Origin of the sequence: Rhizobium vallis, from assembly GCF_003985155.1 — a bacterium.
GTDB classification, from domain to species: domain Bacteria; phylum Pseudomonadota; class Alphaproteobacteria; order Rhizobiales; family Rhizobiaceae; genus Rhizobium; species Rhizobium vallis.
In genome coordinates this window covers 150,265-171,962 of the sequence record NZ_ML133689.1, presented here as the reverse complement: position 1 = coordinate 171,962, position 21,698 = coordinate 150,265, and the positions used below count along the sequence as shown (strand labels likewise).

The following is a 21,698-nucleotide window of genomic DNA, read 5'->3' as shown; positions in this document are numbered from 1 at the left end:
ACGTTCGCGTTAATCATCCTGCTCGTTTGAACCCTGAATGCTCCGTTAATCGCCGGTTCAGGTAGCCTTTAGTAGCATCGCATCATCCCGTTTTTCGCAGATGCACAAGAGGTTCCACGTGACGCTATTCAAGGTCTATGCAAGAGCTCTGCGCTATCTTGGCGCCTACAAGCTGCGCGTATCCCTGGTCGTGGTCGCAAACATCGTTCTGGCGACGATTACCATCGCGGAGCCGATCCTGTTCGGGCGCATCATCGATGCGATTTCGGGCAAGGGTGAGGTCAAGCCTATCCTCTTCATGTGGGCGACTTTCGCCGTCTTCAACACCATTGCCTTCGTCCTGGTGGCCCGCGAGGCCGACAGGCTGGCCCATGGCCGGCGGGCGACGCTGTTGACGGAAGCCTTCGGCCGCATCATTTCGATGCCGCTTGGCTGGCACCATCAGCGCGGCACCTCCAACGCGCTGCACACATTGCTGCGCGCCTGCGAAACGCTGTTCGGCCTCTGGCTGGAATTCATGCGCAACCACCTGTCGACGGTGATCGCGCTTGCGCTGCTGATCCCGACTGCAATGTCGATGGACCTGCGCCTTTCCGCAGTCCTCATGGTGCTCGGCATCGCCTACTGGCTGATCGGCCGCGTCGTCATGAGCCGCACCAAAGACGGCCAGGCTTCGGTCGAGAACCACTATCACACCGTCTTCTCGCATGTCAGCGACTCGATCAGCAACGTTTCGGTGCTGCACAGCTACAACCGCATCGAGGCTGAAACCCGGGCGTTGAAGTCCTTCGCCGACCGTCTGCTCGAAGCCCAGTATCCGGTGCTCGACTGGTGGGCGATCGCCAGCGCGCTGAACCGCATGGCTTCGACCATCGCGATGATGGTGGTCCTGATCATCGGCACCATGCTCGTTCAGTCCGGCCAGTTGCGCGTCGGCGACGTCATCGCCTTCATCGGCTTCGCCAACCTGCTGATCGGCCGCCTCGACCTGATGCGCCAGTTCGCCACGCAGATTTTCGAGGCCCGTTCCAAGCTCGAGGAATTCTACGCCCTCGAAGACTCGGTGCGTGACCGCGAAGAGCCGGCCGGCAACGGCGAGATCAAGGACGTCAAGGGTGCGATCGAATTCCGCGACGTCTCCTTCGGCTTCGGCAACAGCTCGCAGGGCCTGCACAATGTCTCCTTCTCGGTGAAGGCAGGCCAGACGGTCGCGATCGTCGGCCCGACCGGCGCCGGCAAGACGACGCTCGTCAACCTGCTGCAGCGTGTTTACGACGCCCAGGGCGGCCAGATCCTCGTCGACGGCACCGATATCACCAAGGTGACCCGCAAGTCGCTGCGTCGCCACATCGCCACCGTCTTCCAGGATGCAGGCTTGCTGAACCGTTCGATCAGCGACAACATCCGCCTCGGCCGCGAAGGCGCCAGCGAAGAGGAAATGCGCCGTGCGGCCGAAGCCGCCGCCGCCGCCGACTTCATCGAGACCCGTGAGGATCGTTACGACACGCATGTCGGTGAACGCGGCAACAAGCTCTCCGGCGGCGAGCGCCAGCGCATCGCGATTGCCCGCGCCATCCTCAAGGACGCGCCGATCCTGGTGCTCGACGAGGCGACCTCGGCGCTCGACGTCGAGACCGAAGCCCGCGTCAAGGCCGCGATCGACAATCTGCGTCAGAACCGCACCACCTTCATCATCGCCCACCGCCTGTCGACGGTCCGCGAAGCCGATATGGTGCTCTTCCTCGATGACGGCCGCGTCGTCGAACAGGGCAGCTTCGATGAGCTCAGCCACAGCAACGGCCGCTTCGCCGCGCTGCTGCGCGCCAGCGGCATCCTGACCGACGAAGAGGTCCGCAAGGCTCACACGACCGAAGCCGCCTGATCGGTTCAGGTTTCAAGATAGAGGCCGGAAGGTAACTCCTTCCGGCCTTTTTGTTTGCTTTGAGCCCTGGGAGTGGTCCTCCACCGGTTCACCCGCCCTCAGGTGCTACGGCCAGACATAGCCGGTCAGCCGACTCATGCCAAAGCGCAGTGAAAGTTCGTCCCCTCAAGCCCGGCCAGCCGGCAGAATTCAAAACACTCATCCACGATCGCTCAACCGCAAAACCATACCGACCTCCCGAGAAACCACTCCGGAAGTGTCAAGCATGTCTCCGAACATCTGTCAGGTATGTCCCCGAAATCTGTGAGGTATGTATCCGGGCTTTGCGCTTGTGCGGAGATGTCCGGCAGGCAGCCGGGGGCATCACACGCGGCAACGCCTCCGCCTCCAGGGCGGATTGATCATCGCACCGATCTTCCCTAACCTCCGGCTGTCACCCATCATCTGGGAGAAACCCATGAAGGTCCTGCGCATCGTCGCCAATATCCAGGCAGCGGATATCACTCCAGCCAAGCGCTTCTATCAGGATATCCTCGGTCTCGACGTCACCATGGATCACGGCTGGATCACCACGTTCGGCGCGGCCAGGCCGATGAATGGCCAGCTCAGCATTGCCAGCGAAGGCGGTTCGGGAACGCCGGTGCCTGACCTATCGATCGAGGTGGACGACCTCGATGCCGCCTTCGAGGCGATGTCGGCGGCAGGCTTTCCGATCGAGTACGGCCCGGCCGACGAGCCCTGGGGTGTCCGGCGTTTTTACGTGCGCGATCCGTTCGGCAAGCTGGTGAATATTCTCGTCCATAAAAATTGAGCCGGCGGCGATCGGCCACCGGCTCATTGCTGTCGATCGGCTGGCGGGCTGATCCTTATTTCCGGTCGTTCCGGCGATAGGCATTTGCGGTTCCGCTGATGCGGACGGGAACGGGAACTGTTGCGGTTTCGGTGACGGGTTTTGCCTTGACCTTGCCCTGCCGGCGCTTGCGCTCGAGATAATAGGCATAGGCGAACTGGGTCGCGATCCCGATGATGACGAAGAGCGGGCCGACCAGCGGATCCTTGTTGGTGATATAGAGCACCACCTGGCCGATCATGGCGAGGATCGTGCCGGCGACGAAGATGTTCAGCGAATGCCGGCCGAGGATGGTCAGCGGATTGTCCGCCGGACGGCGCAGTATCCGCGAGAACGCCGGAATGCTGATCACGAGATAGGTCAGCGCCAGCACATGCAGCAGCCGCGGCAGCGACAGGAAGGTCTTGTCGAAGCCGGTGATAACGGTGGGCAGGCCAAGGGCTGCCAGCGAGTTGCCGAAAATCCAGAGCTGGCCCGTCACCCAGACGAAGGATAGAGCGACATAACCGGCAGCCGCAGCAAGCAGTAGCGGATGCCGCGGGATCGTGCCGCCGCGCTTGATATGCAAGATCGAGACGATGCCGATCGAAAACAGGAACTGCCAGGAGAGCGGGTTGAGGAACCAGTAGCCCTCGATCAGCATGTTGTGCGGCGCCACCTGGTAGATGCCGGCAAGCAGCCACACCGTGGCCGAGACGGCGAGCGCCAGAAGCGGACTTCGCTCGTTGAGGAGCAGGATGACCGGCGCCATCAGCATCAACGCGCCATACATCGGCAGGATATTGTTGTAACCGATCTGGTGGCCCAGCAGCAGCAGCGCCGGGATGCCTTCCTTCAGGTTCATCAGAACCGCCAGGATATTGATTTCAACCAGCAAGCCCGGCCGGTGGAACAGCCAGGAGCCTGAGATGAAGAGCGCCAGCGTCATGAAGGTGGTGATCATATGGGCGAGGTAGAGCGTGAAGGCGCGCTTCGTCGCCTTGATCGCCATCCTGAGTCGATTGCCCGGCTCGAAGCGGGAACCATAGGCAAGACCGACAGCAATGCCCGAGATCAGCACGAAGGCCTCGGCGGCATCGGAAAAGCCGAAATTCTTCGTCGTTGCATATTCGAAGATCTGCCCGGGAACATGATTGATGAAGATCATGATCAGAGCCAGGCCACGCAAGACGTCGAGCCTCGTGTCACGCGCTGGCGCAGCTGCGGATATGGAACTGCGCCCAGTGACGACGGCTTCGGTCGGCGTGCTTGCCATGGGTCTCTCCTTATTATCCGATTTGCAAACGCGACGACGGCCAAAAGGGTTCCCTTTTGGCCGTCGCGAATCGCCGAATTTTTCAGCGTGGAGAACGCTTTATCCGAGCGGATATCCCTCTTCGGGATCGGTGACTTCGCTGCCGTTGATCGACAGAGTGTAGCCGCTGGCATTGGACGCTTTTGAGACCGAAATGCGGTATTTGCCGCCGCCCTGCTCCACCTCTGCCGCAAATCCGTCCCATTCCGAAGGAAGCGCCGGCTTGACATAAAGCCGGCCCGCCTTCAGGCGGATGCCGAGAATCCCTTCGACCGCGGCGCGGTAGAGCCAGCCGGCGGAACCTGTGTACCAGGTCCAGCCGCCGCGCGACGTATAGGGATCATGCCCGTAGACATCGGCCGCCACGACATAGGGTTCGACGCGGTATTGCTCCGCCGAAGCCTTGTCGAGCGCATGGGTGATCGGGTTGAGGATCTGGAAGCAGCGGAAGGCGTCGTCGCCCCGCTTCAGCTCCGCCAGCGCCATCACCACCCAGGTCGAGGCATGGGTATATTGCCCGCCGTTTTCGCGCACGCCGGGCGGATAGGCCTTGATATAGCCGGGATCCCTGGCGGAATTGACGAAAGGCGGAGTGAACAGCCGGATGATGCGGGCATCTTCGTCGACCAGTTGATCGAGCACGGCATCCATCGCCTTGACGGCCCGGTCTGGATCGCCCTCGCCTGATAGCACGCTCCAGGACTGCGCGATCGAATCGATCCGGCATTCTGGGCTTTCCTTGGAGCCGAGCAACGTACCGTCGTCGAACGTGCCGCGGCGGTAGTAGCCGCCATCCCAGGCCGCGGTTTCAAGCGCCTTCTTCAATTCGGTGAGATGCGCCGACCAGCGCTCCGCACGCGCTGTATCGCCACGCTCTTCGGCATAGGGGATGAAGGAGCGCAATGCACCCGCCAGGAACCAGCCGAGCCAGACGCTGGTGCCGCGCCCGCCGATGCCGACGCGGTTCATGCCGTCGTTCCAGTCGCCTCCGAGGAACAGCGGCAGGCCGTTCTTCCCCTTGCGGGCGATGGCGAGATCGAGCGCCAGCGCCGCGTGTTCGTAGACGCTCGCCTTATCCTCGGAAATCTCCGGCTTATAGAAGGAGTCGTGCTGGCCTTCGAGAAGGGCCGGGCCTTCCAGGAAGGCAAGCTCCTCGTCGAGCACGCTCTTATCGCCGGTGACGCTGCAATAATGGTGGATTGCATAACTCAGCCAGACGACATCGTCGGAGATCATCGTGCGAACGCCCGCACCCGTTCCCGGCAGCCACCAATGCTGCACGTCGCCCTCGCGGAATTGGCGCGAGGCGGCGTTCAGGATCTGCCGGCGGGCGATCGCGGGCTCGTGCAGCACGAAGGCCAGCGTGTCCTGCAACTGATCGCGGAAGCCGAAGGCGCCGCTTGCCTGGTAGAAGGCGGTGCGGGCCATGATGCGGCAGCCGAGGCTCTGATAGGGCAGCCAGGTATTGATGAGATTGTTCATCCCACGGTCCGGCGTCGAAATCTGCAGCCTGCCGGTGAAATCCTGCCAGAAGGCGCGGTTCGCCTCGACGGCATCATCGAACGAAGCCTTGCGGATATCGGCGATGACGGCGCGCGCTTCCTCTTCCGTCCCGGTATCGCCGAGGAAGAAGGTGAAGTCGCGCTCCTCGCCGGCTGCGAGCTCGATGTCGATCGCAAGAGCCGCGGCCGGATCGCCGTCCAGTTCCGTCGTGCCGGAAAGGACGGCGGCAGAGGTGACGGCCTGCGGCGCGTGGATCGTTCCCGCCTTGCCGATGAATTCGCGCCGGCTTGCCGAGAAGCTCGAAAGCGTCTCGCTCGCCGCGAAGAAGGCGGTGCGGTTGGAAAAATCGATGCTGTAGGGATTGGTGGCAAACAGCGCGCCCGTCTCCTCGTCATGCCTGGACACGATGAATGACGCCGTGCGGCCCGGATTGTTGCCGAGGATCCATTCGACATAACCATAGAGGCGCAGCCTGCGGCCGGTCGAACCGGTATTGCGCAGCCGAAGACGCTGCAGTTTCACCGGCTTTTCGCGGGCGATCGTCTGCGTCAGTTCCAGCGCAATATCGTTCTGGATGCTGGAGAAGACGGAATAGCCGAGCCCGTGGCGGGCTTCGAAACGGATGTCCGGCCGACGGGAAAGTGCTGCGAACGGCGTCATGACGGCGCCGCTGTCGAGATCGGCGAGATAGAGCGCTTCACCCGAACGGTTGACCACCGCATCGTTCGACCAGGAGGTCAGCTGGTAGTCGCGCGAGTTGACGCTCCAAGTAAAGCCCGCCCCTTCCGCCGACACGTGGAACCCGAACTTGTCGTTGGCGATGACGTTGATCCAGGGCTGCGGCGTCGCATCGCCGCCGGCGAGACGAACGACATATTCGCGCCCGTCGCGGGCAAAGCCGCCGATGCCGTTCCAGAAGTCGAGATCGCCTTCCTCCTCGATGACGACGGCAGGCACGACAGGTGGCGGCACCGGCGCAATACGCTTGACCGGAGGCTTGGCGCGCTCTGCCCGTTCCATCTCCTGCAGCTCCTCCTTGGAGGGTGCAAACAGCGCCACGGCGCGGTTGATCTGGTCGACCACCTTGCCATTTTTCGCATGCAGGGTGACGCGGGAAGCCGCGATCAGCGCGTGATAGGTGGCCTCCTCCATCAGGTCCTTGCGGACAGCGAAGATATGCTGGCGCAGGCCGTCGGCCTGGCCCATGCGGCGCACGTTTTCGCACATGGCGTCGAGCGCGTGCTGCATGTCCTGCGCATAAGAAGAGGCGCGTTCGTTCATAATGACGAGATCGGCGGTGACGCCGCGCGAGCGCAGATATTCCTGGGCCAGCAGCGCCTCGCGGGCGATGTCGAGATCCATGTCGTCGTTGATGCGCAGCGTGAAGATCGGGAAGTCGCCTGATATCGCCAGCGGCCAAAGTGCCGATTGCGATTGCAGGCCGGCCTCGACGGTCGCCTGATCGCTGCGCAGCTGCATGTCGGGATAGACGAGGTAGCGGCCGAGATGCTGGAAGGCTGCCGCCTGCTGCGAGGTGACGCCGACATGGCGCATCTGCACCTGCGTGCGCGTCCAGGCCTGGACGAGCTCGTGATTGAAGGCGTCGGGATGACGGTAGCGGTTGACCGCCTTGTCGACCTCGTCGCGGGTCGGCGCCGCAATTGTCCAGAAGAACACGCTGACCTTCTTGCCGGCCGGCACACGCACGGTGCGGCGCAACGACATGACGGGATCGAGCACGAAGCCGTCGCTGCCGGAAAGTGTTGCGCCTGGATCGAAAGCGGCGGCATCGGCAAGGCTGCGGCCACGGCCGATGAACTTGCGACGGTCGGTTTCGAATTCTGTGTGGCGGGTGTCGCCGGCATTGTCGACGATCAGATGCGCGATGCTGATATTCGGCTCGTTCGGATCGCGCTTATTGCGTTCCGCTCGGATGACGTCGCCGCGCTTGCCGATCTCGGTCTTGACGAACATCCGGGCGAATGCCGGATGCGCATTGTCGGTGTCGTCGGAGGTGATGACAGGCTCGAGGTAGGACGTGACTTCGATGAAACGGTCCTCCCCACCCATGTTGAGCAGGGTGACGCGGCGGGCCTCGGCATCATGCTCGGTCGCAATGATGCACTCCACCTCGCTCGTCAGATCGCCGACCGTCTTGGTGAACTGCGCCTTCTCGTCAGCGAATTCGACCTTGATCTTTTCGCCTTCGACACCCTTCGGCTCTGATGTCGTCGACCACCATTCATTGGTGGCGGTATCGCGCAGGAAGATGAAGCTGCCCCAGCGATCTTCGGTCGGATCGGCTTTCCAGCGGGAAACGAAAAGACCGTTCCAGCGGGAATAACCGGCGCCTGTCGCCGTCAGCATCAGCGAATAATGGCCGTTCGACAGGAACACGAGTTCGCGCTCGCGCGAAGCCGGATCGCTGATCTTGCGAAGCTCCGGCCGCAACAGGTCATCCTGGATGCTGGCCGGCGTATCGGATTCATGCTTGCCGCTCATGACCGGAATGTCGCGCGGCGCCTTTTCCTGCAGCAGCAGTTCGGCCGCCTCGATGACGGGATCCGAGTGGAAGAGTTCGCGCAGATGGCCGTTGAAGGCGACGTTGGCGACGGCCGCGATCGACATGCCGTGATGGTGGGCATAATAGTTGTAGACCACCGCGCATTTCTTGCCTTCCGGCACGCGCGTCGGCGTGAAGTCGACGGCATCATGGAAGCCGAATTTGCCGAGTGCGCCGACCTTGCGCAGCCTCTGCAGGTTTTCGAGCGCGCCTGGCGGGTCGTACTGGCTCGCGAGCAGCGATGCGTAAGGCGCGATGACGGCATTGTGGCCGAGGCCACGCTTCAGGCCGAGCGTCGGCACGCCGAAATTCGTGTACTGATAATTGAGGTTATGGTCGCGGGCATTGAAGGCCGCTTCCGAAATGCCCCACGGAATGCCGAGCTTGCGGGCGTAATTCATCTGCTCGACAACAACAAGATTGTTGGTCTGGTTGAGGATACCCCCGCCGCGCTCCTGCATGACGAGCGGCGGCATCAGATATTCGAACATCGAGCCTGACCAGGAAACCAGCGCGCCACGTGAACCCACAGGCACGACCTGACGGCCGAGGCGATACCAGTGCTCCGTCGGCAGGTCACCCTTGGCGATGCCGAAGAGGCTGGTCAGGCGGCATTCCGAAGCCAGAAGGTCGTAGCAGGCCTGGTCGAGTTCGCCGCTTTCGACTCGGTAGCCGATCGACAGCAGGCGTCGTTCCGGCCGGAACAGGAAGCCGAAATCCATCGAGAAGGCGAGGTCGCGAGCCTTGTCGCGCAGCGCCACCAGGCGTGGCCGCAGCGCATCGACTTTGGAAAGGTCGAAGGTGCTGTCTGATATATGCGCCTCGCAGACCTTCACCAGCGACGCCGCCCATTGGGTGACCTCTTCGCTCTGCTTCGACTTGACCTCATGGTCGAGATTGGCGGCGAGCTTCTCGATGTCACGCGCGAGAACGGCGAGGTTGATGATGCGAATCGAAGCGAATTCGTGCTCGCGCTTGACGGCAGCAAGCGCGTTCTGGAAGCCGACGATGCGCTCTTCCAGCCGCCGGCGCAGCGGGCGCACGGTCTTGCGGTCATCCGGCAGGTCCGCGAGCACCTCGCCGAGAATGCCGGCCGTATCGCCGACACCGTCGAGATTGCCCTGCATATGGGCCGACGGAGCCTCGGCCCAGTTACGGCAGGCCGACGATATGGCAATCAGATGACCGGCGAGATTGCCGCTGTCGACGGCCGAGACATAACGCGGCCCAAGCGTCTGCAGCGTATCGGTGTGATACCAGTTGAAGAGGTGGCCGCGGAACTTCTCCATTCTGTCGATCGTCGCGATCGTCTGCTCCAGCCGCTCGAGCGTCTCCTCGAAGGAGAACCAACCGAAATGCCGGCCGGAGACGACGGAGAGCAGATAGACGCCGATATTGGTCGGCGAGGTGCGCGCCGCGACGATGACATGCGGTGTTTCCTGGATATTGTCCGGCGGCAGATAGTTCTGTTCGGCCGTCGTGAAGGTCTCGAAATAACGCCAGGTTCGCCGGGCGATCTTGCGCAGTTCGCTCGACACGGAATCGGCGACCTCGAGCCGGTCTTCGGTCTCCGCCGACTGACTGACATACCAGGCAACGACAGGCGACAGGATCCACAGCAACGCAAAGGGAATACCGACGAAGAAGGCGCTGCCGCCGGGAAGGGCTGCAAAACCGAGCGCCAGCAGCGCCAGCACCGGAGCATGCCACATCGCCTTGTAGTAGGAGATCAGCGTCCCCTGGCCGCCGGCCTGGACACTGGCGGCGGTCCGCCACTGCAGCATTAGCTTACGGCTGACGAACAGGCGATAGAGCGAACGGCCGATCGCATCCGCCATCATGCAGGCCGAGTCGGCGATGAAGATGATGCGCAGCGCAACCTGCGCGTTGGCGGCGGTGATATCGGACCAGACCGTGTAGAGATGGGCGCGGGCGACGATATCGCTGGTGCGCGGGATGATGCCGTTGATGAGTGATAGGGTCGGTGCGACGAAGAGGCAGAAGATCAGGAGAATTTGCCAGACGAGCGCGCCGAGCGGACCCATGAGATACCAGCCGAGAACGGAGGCGAAGAACCACGCGATCGGCGTCAGCGAACGGCGCAGGTTGTCGAACATTTTCCAGCGGCCGAGCGCCGTGACGGCGTATTTCGGATTGAACATATAGGGCAGGAGCTGCCAGTCGCCACGCGCCCAGCGATGCTGGCGCGAGGTTTCCACCTCGTAGCGGATTGGGAAATCCTCCACCAGCTCGAGGTCGGTGACGAGCGCGCAGCGCGCCATCGAGCCTTCGAGCAGATCGTGGCTGAGCACCGAATTCTCTTCGATCCGGCCCTTCAGCGAAGCTTCGAAGGCATCGACATGATAGAGGCCCTTGCCGGTGAAGGTGCCTTCGCCGGCGAGATCCTGATAGACGTCGGAAACGGTGAAGACATAAGGATCGAGGCCGCGGTTGATCGAAAAGACGCGCTGGAAGACCGACGCATCCTTGCCCGTCGTCAGCGACGGGGTGACACGCGGCTGCAAGACGCCATAACCGCTTTCGACGCGGCCGGTTTTCGGATTGATGACCGGGCGGTTGATCGGATGATAGAGCTTGCCGACGAGCTTGGTGACGGCGTCACGCATCAGGCGCGTGTCGGCATCGAGCGTCATGACATATTGCACGTTGGCCGGTACGGCATTGGCGCCCGGCAGATAGCTCGTGTCGCGGTCGCCGCGGAGCAGCATGTTCAGTTCGTGCAGCTTGCCACGCTTGCGCTCCCAGCCCATCCACACGCCTTCGGAGGGATTGTAGAGGCGGCGGCGATGCAGCAGGTAGAAACGCGTCTTGCCGTCATAGGCATAGCGGGCGGAAAGATTGGCGATCTCGCGCCTGGCATAGTCGAGAACCTCGAGATCGGCGGGCGTTTCCTCGGCATCGCTGTCCGGCCAGTCGCTGAGCAACGCGAAATAGATTTCGCCGCGCGGATTGGCGAGATAATGAACCTCGAGGTTGCGCACATGGTCGTCGACGCTGTCGCGGTTCGAGATCAGGCAGGGCACGACAAGCAGCGTGCGCGCATCCTCCGGAATACCTTCCTTGAACTCGTAGCCTACGAGGCGCGCCGGCGTCACGAAGAAGGAAAGCACGGTGTTGAAGAGACCGGTCGCCCCTTCCGACGCCGGCAGCGAGAACATGATCAGCAGGACGGCGATTTCGGCCGCCCCCATGCCGGCATTCGCCATGAACTTGCCGACGATCGCCATGGCGATGATCGTCAGTAGCATGACGGGCACGGCGATCGACAGCCAGTTGAACCGGCGAACGGCGCGCACGAAATACTGGGTAATTGTCGGGCGGTAGCTCGCCCGCGCCTCGAGCTTCGGCCGCTGCGCGCCGGACAGGAAGCCGCCGACATTCGGTTCATGCGGCTGCGGCTCGCCCGAAGCCTTGGCGGCATCGGTCATGTCGAGCGCCAGCTGGGCGATTTCCATTTCCGTCAGCGGCGAACGCTTGGCCAGCTTCTCGATCTGCTTGCGATATTTATTGCGCGAGCCGGAATCGAGGATGCCGTAGTCCGAATGCTCCCAGAGCAGCTTGTCGACATGGCTCACCTGCTCGACCCAGACCGACCATTCGGTATCGTCGATCTCGCGAAGGCTGCGGATGATGTTGCCCATCGTCACATTGCCGGAGGAGAGGCGGCTGTGTTCGGCCGTCGTCGCCTCTTCGGTATTGCGGCCAAGCTCTTCCAGCCGCTCGTCGAGCCAGGTGATCGCAAGGCTCGAGGTCTGCGAGCCGTCGCGCAGGCGGTAAAGGAACTGCGTCGAGAAGGTATTGTCCTCGGCGAGCGGCTCCAGCGTCTTCAGATAGGCATTGGCTTTTGTGGGATCGCTCAGGCGCACCAGCTCATCGGCCGCTTCGTTGGCGCGGCGGCGCAGGCGGCGGCTCGCTTCGACGCGGCTCGAAATGCGGCGAAGGTTTTCCACGAGCACATAGCGCACCAGTGAGGGCAACGCCCAGAGCTCGCCGATCCTGAGCGTTTCGTTGGCCTGAAAGCCGTCGACCAGCGCCGTCAGGCTTTCTTGCGAGATCGTGCTGTGGGTATGAGCGACGTAGAGCCAGGCAAGCACGAGAGTGCGCGGCACCTCGACGCCGCCGACGGACATGGTCGGCAATTCGCGGTAGAAGCGGCGGGGGAAGTCGCGCCGCACCTCCTGGATAGCCTCTTCGACGATATAGTGATTGTCCAGCAGCCATTCTGCCGCCGGTGTGATGGTCTCGCCGGCTTCGACATCCGTTGCCGTGGTGCGGTAGACGCGCAGGATCTCCTTCTCGTTTTCCTTATGGCGCGCGAAGAAATCGAATGGGGCGAAAGCCGGCAGCTGGTCGACGCCGTTGCGGGCGACTGCATCGCCCATCGCCTTGATATCTTCGATGGAAAGGTAGGTCGAGCGGATCGAATCGTTGTGATCGATCTGCTTCGTATCGGATTCGCGCGAAAGGCTCGGAGAAGGATTGGAAATGGACATGGTTCGGTTCTGGATCCAAACAAAGTTATGGCTGTTTTGCTCAGCCTTTTGCACTGCTTATCATGACTGCTACATGAACGGAGCCCGATTCTTCGAAGATCGACGAAGGCGGGATAAATGACGCTGAAACGTGTCGCGATCTTTCAGATTTGCCGCGCTTGAGGTCCTTTGGTTTTGCGCATGTCGTGATCGCAAACCGCTGCACACGTTACGCGACATGCTTGATGACCAGGCGTTTGCGAATGGCTAGGTTTCCTCTCTGCGAAAGCCATGGCGAAAATTTGGACACCATCGGAATAATTCAAGTCAAGAGATATGCGCCGCGGCCTCGGGTGGGTTTCTCCGGTCGGCGGGGATGACGGAATTACCGGCCATCTGGTTCCGACAACACAAGAGCTCTTCGATTTCAGACAAAGGAAAGGCGCATGATCGCTGGATCATGCGCCCGATGCGGTTTGGCCGTCTGCGGAACAGAGCTTACTCCGCCTGCCTGACGGTCAATTGCCGATGTAACAAGAAGAGCGCAGCAATCCTGCGCAGCCAAAATACAACAAGAATTCTGGCACGTCGCGCGAATAAATTCGATGCGACGCCCTCTATACAGCGTGAAAAAGGTAGAGAAGAATGATGATTGGGATAGGAATACCAATCAACCACAATAAAATGCCTCTCATGACCATTCTCCTTTTGACATTCGATTGTCAGGAGAATGACGAAGCAGATTAAATGTTCCGAAATTCGGTAGAGCGAAAACCGCTACAGCCCCGGCACTCGCCGAAGCTTATCATCCGTCGGATCAACCGACGACGCCGCAAACCATGGCCACGACGAACAGGAACGCTGCGGTGAAGATCGCTCCATGCAGCGCCGCCTGAAACTTGTGGCGCGTCGTGAGTGGCTTCTTGCTCGCTGCGGAACCATAGTGGTTCACGTGAGTATGCGAAATACCCAGATCTGCCATATGTCGCCTCCGTTGTTCTCGTTGCGGCCGGTTGTGCGGCTCGCGCTTATATTCTTATTTTCTCTATCAAGTAGGTAGAGATAAATTTCCGTCTAGAGCGAACGGAAGAGAAAATTCAACCAGCCCTTTAGCAGAGCGTGCGCCATGCCCAGATCAACGAGCGTTCGACGACATTCTCGTTCTGGGGTGGATTGGCAGGCGTGTCGATCAACCGGCGATCCTTTTCCGCAGGAAGGGATACTGAAATCTGTTCCCTGCACTCGGCTTTGACGGGAGGATCGAGGTAACCCATGGTCATCCCACCGAGAAAGAACATGCCTCAACCTCCATCGATCACGAAAGCTAACAGTCGTTAACGGGATCATGACAGAACTGGGGCAACTGTCAATAGTCTAGTCGATTGGTCGTCTTTTAGGAAAACGTTATCCTTAACGCCGACGCTGGTCTTTTCTTTTCAAGAGTTTGAAAAGATTGCCTTTCAGGCTTTGACGAAACCCTTGCTCGCGATCATCAAATTTCTCGTATAGTCCACCTGGACCACGCCTTTCGCCAGCTCCTCCGAGCTCAAACGCTCGACCACGGCGCCGTTGCGCATCACGGCGAGCCTGTCGCACATATGGGTGATGACGCCGAGATCGTGGCTCACCATCACGAAGGTGAGCTTGCGGTCGCGCCGGATCTGCTCGAGCAGGTTCAACACCTCTGCCTGCACCGAGGCGTCGAGCGCCGATGTCGGCTCATCGAGCAAGAGAATTGACGGTTCGACGATCAGCGCCCTTGCGATCGCCACGCGCTGCCGCTGGCCGCCAGAAAGCTGGTGCGGGTAGCGGAAACGGAAACCGTTGCCGAGGCCCACCTCGTCAAGGGCGCGCGCGATGCGCCTGTCGCTGTCGCCGATGCCATGAATGGCAAGCGGTTCAAGCAGGAGCCGGTCGATCGTCTGACGCGGATGCAGCGAACCGTAGGGGTCCTGGAAGACCATCTGCACGCGCCGGTAGAAGGCTTTGCTGCGTTTCGAACCTTTCAGCGCTTCGCCATCGATATCGATCGTTCCGCCGCTTACCGGTGCAAGCCCGGCAACGGCGCGCAGCAAGGTCGATTTGCCCGAGCCTGACTCGCCGACGAGGCCGAAGGATTCGCCTCGCTCAACGGTAATGCCGACATCCTTCAGCGCATAAAACTGATCGTAGACGACGCTGAGATTATCGATCGCGAGAGCTGCGTTCATGCCGCCCACTCCGGCCTGCGGTCGAGCACCGGCAGTGGATGGCGGTTTACGCCGATCTCGGGCATGCAGTTGAGCAGCCCCTGCGTATAGGGATGCTTCGCATGTTTGAGATCGGCGGCCGCGAGCTCTTCGACGATCTTTCCGGCATACATGACGATGACGCGGTCGCAGAAGGAGGAGACCAGCCTCAGATCGTGAGAGACGAAGATCAGCCCCATGCCGCGCTCGGACACCAGCCTGTCCATGATCCTCAGCACATCGAGCTGTACCGTCACGTCGAGCGCCGAGGTCGGCTCGTCGGCGATCAGCAGTTCAGGCCCGGCAATCAACATCATGGCGATCATCGCGCGCTGCCCCATGCCGCCTGAGACCTCATGCGGATGCAGGTCGAACACCCGTTTCGGGTCGCGGATCTGCACCGCTTCCAGCATAGCGAGCGCTCGATCGCGCGCCTCCGCCTTGCCGACCTTCTCATGCGTGCGCAGCGTTTCGCAGATCTGCCGCCCGATCGTCATGACCGGGTCGAGCGAATATTTCGGATCCTGCAGGATCATGGCGATACGCTTGCCGCGCAGGCTGCGCCTTTGCCCGGCAGAAGCCTTGATGAGGTCGATGCCGCTGAAATCGAGCCTGTCGGCCGTGACGATGCCGTGTTTCGGCGTCAGCCCCATGATGGCCCGGCCGGTTTGCGACTTGCCGGAACCGGATTCGCCGACGATGCCGAGCCTTTCCCTGCCGAGCGTGAAGGAAACGCCGCGCACGGCTTCGATCACGCCGGTGCGCGTGGGATAACTGACCTTGAGATTATCGACCGTCAGAAGTGTCGTCATTGGCCGCTCTCCTTCGGGTCGAGCGCGTCGCGCAGGCCGTCGCCGAGCAGATTGAAGCCGAGGCTGACGATGAGAATGGCAATACCAGGCATCGCCGCGACCCACCATTGATCGAGAATGAAGCGCCGGCCCGAAGCGATCATTGCGCCCCATTCCGGCAGCGGCGGCTGCGCGCCGAGGCCGAGGAAACCGAGACCGGCCGCCGTCAGGATGATGCCCGCCATGTCGAGCGTCACCCGCACGATCAGCGAGGAAATGCAGAGCGGCATGACGTGGCGCACGATGATGCGCAGCGGCGAGGCGCCCATCAGCTTCACCGCCGAGATATAGTCGGAACGCCTGACCGTCAGCGTTTCAGCACGCGCGATGCGGGCATAGGGCGGCCAGGATGTGATGGCGATGGCGATGATCGCATTCTGGATACCGGGGCCGAGGGCAGCGACGAAGGCAAGCGCCAGCACCAGCTTCGGAAAGGCAAGGAAGATATCGGTGATGCGCATCAGCGTCGCATCCACCCAGCCGCCGGCATAACCCGATACCGTGCCGACGATCAGCCCGATTGGCGCGGAGATGATGGCAACAAGCCCGACGACGAGCAGAGTCAGTCGCGACCCGTATATCAGCCGCGAATAGATGTCGCGGCCCTGATCGTCCGTGCCGAGCAGGAAGCCGTCCGTTCCCGGCGGCAGCAGGCGGGCATTGCGGAGATCGCCGACGACGGGATTGTGCGTGGCGAGCAGGTCGGCGAAAGCGGCGATGAAAAGCAGCGCGAGGATGACCAGCAGACCGACAACGGCGAGCCTGTTTGCCGTGAACTGTCGCCAGGTGACATAGGCGCGGCCGAGGCGAGCCTGCATGCGCGATTGCGGCCGGTCGGAAAGCAGCCATTCGCGGCGGCTCATCGCAGGAGATGGGCTGGCAGGGGCCGTCATCCGTTTCGCGTCCTCGGGTCGAGTGTCCGGTAAAGAAGATCGGACAGAAGGTTGATGCCGATGAATACAGTGCCGATAACGATCGTGCCGCCGAGCACGGCGTTCATGTCGGCATTCTGCAGCGAATTGGTGATGTAGAGCCCGATGCCCGGCCAGGAAAACACGGTCTCGGTCAGCACCGATCCTTCAAGCAGGCCGGCATAGGAAAGCGCGATGACGGTGACGAGCGGCACGGCGGCATTGCGCAGCGCATGGCCCCAGATCACCCGCGTTTCCGAAAGCCCCTTGGCGCGTGCGGCAACGATATATTCCTGGGAAAGCTCGTTCAGCATGAAGCTGCGCGTCATCCGGCTGATATAGGCAAGCGAGAAATAGCCGAGCAAGGATGCCGGCAGGATGATGTGGCGGAAGACGTCGTAGAAGACATCCCATTGCCCCTGCCAGGCGCTATCAAGCAGATAGAAGCCGGTGATCGGCGTGAACGTATATTCGAAGACGATGTCGATGCGGCCGGGAAAGGCCACCCAGCGCAGCTGCGCATAGAAGATGACGAGCGAGATCAGCGCCAGCCAGAAGATCGGCACCGAATAACCGATGAGGCCGATGACGCGCACGACCTGGTCGGCGATGCTGCCGCGGCGCACCGCGGCAAGAACGCCGAGCGGCACGCCGACGCAGGCGCCGATGAGCGTTCCGAGCGTCGCAAGCTCGACCGTTGCCGGGAATGCACGGCGGATATCGACCATTACAGGATTGGTCGTCAGCACCGAATTGCCGAAATCGCCGGACAGGATACCTTTGATATAGATATAGAACTGCTCATAGAGCGGCAGGTCGAAGCCCATCTCGCGCCGCACGCGCTCGACGACATGAGCTGGCGCGCGATCGCCGAGAATGGCGAGCACGGGATCGATCGGCACGACGCGGCCGATGAAGAAGGTAACGGCCAACAGACCGAAATAGGTGGTGATGGCGGCAAACACGAACCGCCCCAGCGCCTTTGCGAAGGCGCCGGCACGGCCCTTTCGGGGCCGCGCCTCCTGTGTTGTTTCCAGGGAGCTCAAGCCGTTCAATCCTGCCGGATTATTACTTGGCTATCGGACCGACGAAATTGGTATCAAAGCTCGGGCCCAGCTTGAAGTCAGTTACGTTCTTGCGGTAGCCGGCTACCTCGGTCTGCTGGAAAATGAAGACGAAGGGGCTGTTTGCCAGATACTTCTTCTGGATATCCTGGTACATGGCGGCGCGCTTGCCGGCGTCGCGTTCGAGAAGCGCGGCCTTGGCCTGCTTGTCGAGATCAGGCGCTTCCCAGGTGTTGCGCCATGCGAGCGTCTTCACCGTGCCGGCATCGGAATTGTCGGGATTGCCGGTAAAAGTATCGGCGTTGGAATTCGGGTCGAAATAGTCCGAGCCCCACTGGCCGATATACATGTCGTGGGTGCGGGCGCGGTACTTGGTCAGCGTCTGCTTGCCGTCGCCCGGAATGATTTCCATCTTCACGCCGGCCTGCGCCAGCGTCTGTTGCATGGATTCGGCGATACCTGTCACCGGCTGCGTGTTGCGCACATCCATCGTGATCGAGAAACCATCGGGCACGCCCGCCTTGGCGAGCAGTTCCTTGGCCTTGGCGACATCGAGCTTGTAGGGATTTTCGTCGAGCGCGCCGAGCTGGCCCTTCGGCAGGAAGGTCTGGTGGATTTCGCCGATTCCCTTGATCAGGGTCGCGCCGATCGCATCGTAATCGACCAGGTACTTGAAGGCTTCCTGGACCTCAGGCTTCTTCAAGTTCTCGTTCTTGTTGTTCAGGCTGACGTAGTAGATCGTGCCCTTCGGCGCGCTTGTCGTCGCCAGATCGGCATTCTTGGAAACGGCGTCGATGTCGCCCGGCTCCAGGTTGCGGGCGATGTCGATATCACCGGCTTCGAGCGCCAGCCGCTGCGCCGAGCTTTCCTTCATGTAGCGGTAGATCACGCGGTTGAGCTTCGGCTTGTCGCCGTAATAATTGTCGTTGCGTTCCAGGACGACGACTTCGTTGGCCCGCCATTCGCGCAGCTTGAAGGCGCCGGAACCGGCATAGCCGGTCTTCAGCCATTCATTGCCGAAATCATTGTCGTATTTGTGCTCGGCATCCGGCGTCACCGCCTTCACATGCTCCAGCACCAGCTTCTTGTCGACGACGGAAGCGACGGTTGCCGTGAGGCAGTTCAGCACGAAGCTCGGCGCATAGGCCTTGTCGACCGTGAAGACGAAGGTGTTGGCATCGGCCGCCTTGGCCTTTTCGGCAATGTTGTCACCGGTCAGGCCGAACTGGGTGAGGATGAAGGCCGGGCTCTTGTCGAGCTTGACGGCGCGCTCGAACGACCAGGCGACATCTTCGGCCGTGACCGGGTTTCCGGAGGCGAATTTCAGGCCTGATTTCAACTTGAACGTATAGGTCAGACCGTCATCGGAAACGGTCCAGCTCTCGGCGAGATCGCCCTTCACCTTTGATGTATCGTTGATGTCGAGACGAACGAGCAGGCTGTAGCTGTTGCTGGTGATTTCGGCGGTCGAAAGCTCGAAAGCCTCGCCCGGATCCATCGTGATGATATCGTCGATGGCAAAACCCTCGACCAGCGTATCCTTGGGCGTCTCGGCAAAGGCGGCTGGCGCCGCCATCATCAGGAGCGAAAGAGCAGCTCCGGCGGAAAGCACCCGGAAATTGCGGCTGAGTTTGGTGATCATCATAGTCTGTTCCCCTGTTTTTGATTGGCCTGTTTTGATCGGATAGAAAGGCTTAGGCGCGGTCCTCCCGCCAAGCTTGGGCCAGAATGCGAAGCCAGTTTTCACGGGCAAGTTTTGCGAGGTCGGCGTCAGCATAGCCAACCTCCCTGAGAGCGGCAATCAGCTTCTGATTGCCGGAAGCGTCGCCGATTTCCTCGGGAATGGTGGCGCCGTCGAAATCCGATCCGAGCGCCACGCAGTCGATGCCGATGCGGTTCACGAGATAGTCGATGTGGCGGATCATGTCGGCAAGCGGCGTATCGCTGTCCGAGCGTCCGTCGGGGCGCAGCATGGCGGTGGCATAGTTGATGCCGACGAGCCCGCGGCTTTCGCGGATCGCATCGAGCTGCTTGTCCGTCAGGTTGCGCGCGACCGGGGTCAGCGCATGGGCGTTGGAGTGGCTTGCGACCAGCGGCTGGTCCGTTGTCTTCGCCACATCCCAGAACCCCTTCTCGGTGATATGGGCAAGATCGATCAGGATGCCGAGGCGGTTGCATTCCCTTACCAGCGCGAAACCGGCCTCGGTGAGACCGGGTGCGGTATCCGGCGACATGGGGAAGGCGAAAGGCACGCCGTAACCGAAGACATTGTGCCGGCTCCAGACCGGCCCGAGCGACCGCAGCCCGGCCGCATAGAACACCTCGAGCGCCGACAGATCGGCGCCGATCGCCTCGCAGCCTTCCATATGCATGACGGCGGCGAAAATGTCGTCCGCCATGGCGCTGCGGATGTCCTTCACCGTCCGGCAGAGCCGCCAGGCGCCCGCCTGGTCGAGTCGCAGCGCGATCGCCGCCATCTCATTGGCGATGGCAAGGGAAGGCAGCGGATCGAGAGGGGCAGCCATCGGCGTGATATAGCGACCATCGGCATCAGGATCGGCAAAGACGAGATCGCCGGAGGGAATATAGATGGCGCAGAGGCCGCCCGAAAGGCCGCCCTCCCTGGCCCGACGGGCATCGATATGGCCGACCGTCGTACCGCCTGCGAATTCGGCGATCGGATCGCTGCCGTCCTTTGCATGTGTCCAGAGTCGAAGGAGAACGTCGTTGTGACCGTCAAATACGAATTGCATCTGTCTTCCTGCGCTGCCCACTGCATAATTCCTTAAATCGGAATCGATTTAAGAATAAAATTATGCAGCATTCAAAGTGCTACAGCGTCCTTTGCGCATCCTTTCAGACGCGCGGCGCTGTAGAGGGCGAATGAAGCGGCCAGAATAGAAAAGCTGACGGAATTCGCCACCCCTTTTTTCAGAAATTCTTTATCGACGTCCGGAGCTTCGCCAGAATCGAAACGGGGGCCGAAGCCCCCGCAAAAACCATCGGATCTTGCCGCCTGATATCAGTGCTTGCGGCGCTTCTTCTGCCTGTAGACGTCGATGACGACAGCCGCGACGATGATGACGCCCTTGACGATCTCCTGGTAGTAGGCGTCGATCCTGAGAAATGTGAAGCCCGAGGTCATGACGCCGAGGATGATGGTGCCGATGACGGTGCCGGTGATGCGGCCGACGCCGCCGGTAAGCGAGGTGCCGCCGATGACGGTCGCGGCGATCGCGTCGAGTTCATATCCGACACCCATGCTTGCCTGCGCGGTTTCCGCGCGCGCCGCCGTAACGATACCGGCAAGGCCTGCCAACAATCCCGCAATCACATAGACCTTGACGAGATGCGCCTCGATATTGATGCCGGACACACGCGCTGCCTGCGGGTTCGCACCGATGGCGTAGGTGAACTTTCCATATCGGGTGTAACGCAGCGCAATGTGAAAGATCAGCGCGACGACCAGGAAAACCACGACCGGCCACGCCTTCGTTCCGATGAAATGAAACTGTTCGGTGATGCCGGAAACCGGCTGTCCCTTGGTGTACCACTTGGCGACACCTCTGGCCGAAACGAACATGCCGAGCGTCGCAATGAACGGCGGGATCTTCGTATAGGCGATGAGCGTGCCGTTTATGAGACCGGCGGCCGCCCCGATCAGCAGGCCGACCATGATCGGCACGAGAGCCGGCAAGTCGGTCAGCGAGGGAAAGACGGCCCGGCCCCAGGTGGAGGACTGGGCGAAGCTCGTTGCGATCATCGCCGTCATGCCGACGACCGAGCCAGAGGAAAGATCGATGCCCCCGGTGATGATGACTTGCGTCACGCCGACGGCGATGATGCCGATGACGGAGACCTGCAGGATCATGATCGTCAGGCGCTGTGAGTTCAGAAGGAAGCTCTGGCCGATGAACATCCAGCCGAGCACTTCATAGATGAGCGCGATGCCGACGAGCACGAGGAAGATGCTGAGTTCCGGCGGCATGCGCCGCCGTCTCGGCCGAGTTGCGAGCGGAGCCGTGCTCTCTGCTGCCTTGGTATTCATGTCAAACCTCC

The 21,698-nt window shown here is 61.3% G+C and carries 13 protein-coding genes; 2 read left to right on the top strand and 11 right to left on the bottom strand.

Annotation, left to right across the window (positions count from 1 at the left end; genetic code table 11):
* The first annotated feature begins 118 nt into the window (after window positions 1–118).
* Together EFQ99_RS13925 and EFQ99_RS13920 are read left to right on the top strand one after the other, a co-directional pair.
* Window positions 119–1,882 carry a glucan ABC transporter ATP-binding protein/ permease gene (locus tag EFQ99_RS13925; RefSeq protein WP_126921609.1) on the top strand — a complete coding sequence of 588 codons (1,764 nt, stop codon included), beginning with the start codon at window positions 119–121 and terminating at the stop codon, window positions 1,880–1,882.
* 457 nt (window positions 1,883–2,339) lie between these two features.
* A complete protein-coding gene (locus EFQ99_RS13920) occupies window positions 2,340–2,693 on the top strand; it encodes a VOC family protein (RefSeq protein ID WP_126921608.1) in 354 nt (117 codons plus the stop codon).
* Between the two features lie 55 nt (window positions 2,694–2,748).
* Here EFQ99_RS13920 and EFQ99_RS13915 read toward each other — a convergent pair whose 3' ends face one another.
* The 11 genes from EFQ99_RS13915 to EFQ99_RS13870 form a co-directional block, all read right to left on the bottom strand.
* A complete protein-coding gene (locus tag EFQ99_RS13915; RefSeq protein ID WP_126921607.1) occupies window positions 2,749–3,987 on the bottom strand; it encodes an OpgC family protein in 1,239 nt (412 codons plus the stop codon).
* A gap of 99 nt (window positions 3,988–4,086) precedes the next feature.
* Window positions 4,087–12,606: a glycoside hydrolase family 94 protein gene (locus EFQ99_RS13910; protein ID WP_126921606.1), complete on the bottom strand. Its 8,520-nt coding sequence runs from the start codon at window positions 12,604–12,606 to the stop codon at window positions 4,087–4,089.
* Between the two features lie 796 nt (window positions 12,607–13,402).
* The gene (locus EFQ99_RS35025) at window positions 13,403–13,567 is read right to left on the bottom strand and encodes a hypothetical protein (protein WP_164736374.1); all 165 of its coding nucleotides are present in this window, start codon (window positions 13,565–13,567) and stop codon (window positions 13,403–13,405) included.
* A 127-nt stretch (window positions 13,568–13,694) separates the two neighbouring features.
* Window positions 13,695–13,883, bottom strand: coding sequence for a hypothetical protein (locus EFQ99_RS13905; protein ID WP_126921605.1), 189 nt, complete (start codon window positions 13,881–13,883; stop codon window positions 13,695–13,697).
* A 162-nt stretch (window positions 13,884–14,045) separates the two neighbouring features.
* A complete protein-coding gene (locus EFQ99_RS13900) occupies window positions 14,046–14,795 on the bottom strand; it encodes an ABC transporter ATP-binding protein (protein ID WP_126921604.1) in 750 nt (249 codons plus the stop codon).
* Complete coding sequence (locus tag EFQ99_RS13895; protein WP_126921603.1) at window positions 14,792–15,625, bottom strand: ABC transporter ATP-binding protein; 834 nt, start codon at window positions 15,623–15,625, stop codon at window positions 14,792–14,794. The genes EFQ99_RS13900 and EFQ99_RS13895 overlap by 4 nt, the downstream gene beginning before the upstream one ends.
* On the bottom strand, window positions 15,622–16,557 hold the full coding sequence (locus tag EFQ99_RS13890; RefSeq protein WP_126921602.1) for an ABC transporter permease: 936 nt from the start codon (window positions 16,555–16,557) through the stop codon (window positions 15,622–15,624). The genes EFQ99_RS13895 and EFQ99_RS13890 overlap by 4 nt, the downstream gene beginning before the upstream one ends.
* Window positions 16,554–17,621 (bottom strand): ABC transporter permease, encoded by a 1,068-nt coding sequence (locus EFQ99_RS13885; protein WP_126921601.1) that lies wholly within the window; start codon window positions 17,619–17,621, stop codon window positions 16,554–16,556. Before EFQ99_RS13885 ends, EFQ99_RS13890 begins: the two co-directional genes overlap by 4 nt.
* A gap of 22 nt (window positions 17,622–17,643) precedes the next feature.
* A complete protein-coding gene (locus tag EFQ99_RS13880) occupies window positions 17,644–19,284 on the bottom strand; it encodes an ABC transporter substrate-binding protein (RefSeq protein WP_126921600.1) in 1,641 nt (546 codons plus the stop codon).
* Between the two features lie 49 nt (window positions 19,285–19,333).
* Window positions 19,334–20,392 carry a dipeptidase gene (locus EFQ99_RS13875; RefSeq protein ID WP_126921599.1) on the bottom strand — a complete coding sequence of 353 codons (1,059 nt, stop codon included), beginning with the start codon at window positions 20,390–20,392 and terminating at the stop codon, window positions 19,334–19,336.
* A 269-nt stretch (window positions 20,393–20,661) separates the two neighbouring features.
* A complete protein-coding gene (locus EFQ99_RS13870; protein ID WP_126921598.1) occupies window positions 20,662–21,687 on the bottom strand; it encodes an ABC transporter permease in 1,026 nt (341 codons plus the stop codon).
* Between the last annotated feature and the right edge of the window lie 11 nt (window positions 21,688–21,698).

Excerpts from the sequence above, each read along its gene's own strand:
- EFQ99_RS13905 (WP_126921605.1), bottom strand. The coding sequence starts at position 13,883 with ATGTTCTTTCTCGGTGGGATGACCATGGGTTACCTCGATCCTCCCGTC.
- EFQ99_RS13880 (WP_126921600.1), bottom strand. The coding sequence starts at position 19,284 with ATGATGATCACCAAACTCAGCCGCAATTTCCGGGTGCTTTCCGCCGGA.
- EFQ99_RS13910 (WP_126921606.1), bottom strand. The coding sequence starts at position 12,606 with ATGTCCATTTCCAATCCTTCTCCGAGCCTTTCGCGCGAATCCGATACG.
- EFQ99_RS13920 (WP_126921608.1), top strand. The coding sequence starts at position 2,340 with ATGAAGGTCCTGCGCATCGTCGCCAATATCCAGGCAGCGGATATCACT.
- EFQ99_RS13870 (WP_126921598.1), bottom strand. The coding sequence starts at position 21,687 with ATGAATACCAAGGCAGCAGAGAGCACGGCTCCGCTCGCAACTCGGCCG.
- EFQ99_RS35025 (WP_164736374.1), bottom strand. The coding sequence starts at position 13,567 with ATGGCAGATCTGGGTATTTCGCATACTCACGTGAACCACTATGGTTCC.
- EFQ99_RS13915 (WP_126921607.1), bottom strand. The coding sequence starts at position 3,987 with ATGGCAAGCACGCCGACCGAAGCCGTCGTCACTGGGCGCAGTTCCATA.
- EFQ99_RS13900 (WP_126921604.1), bottom strand. The coding sequence starts at position 14,795 with ATGAACGCAGCTCTCGCGATCGATAATCTCAGCGTCGTCTACGATCAG.
- EFQ99_RS13890 (WP_126921602.1), bottom strand. The coding sequence starts at position 16,557 with ATGACGGCCCCTGCCAGCCCATCTCCTGCGATGAGCCGCCGCGAATGG.
- EFQ99_RS13895 (WP_126921603.1), bottom strand. The coding sequence starts at position 15,625 with ATGACGACACTTCTGACGGTCGATAATCTCAAGGTCAGTTATCCCACG.
- EFQ99_RS13875 (WP_126921599.1), bottom strand. The coding sequence starts at position 20,392 with ATGCAATTCGTATTTGACGGTCACAACGACGTTCTCCTTCGACTCTGG.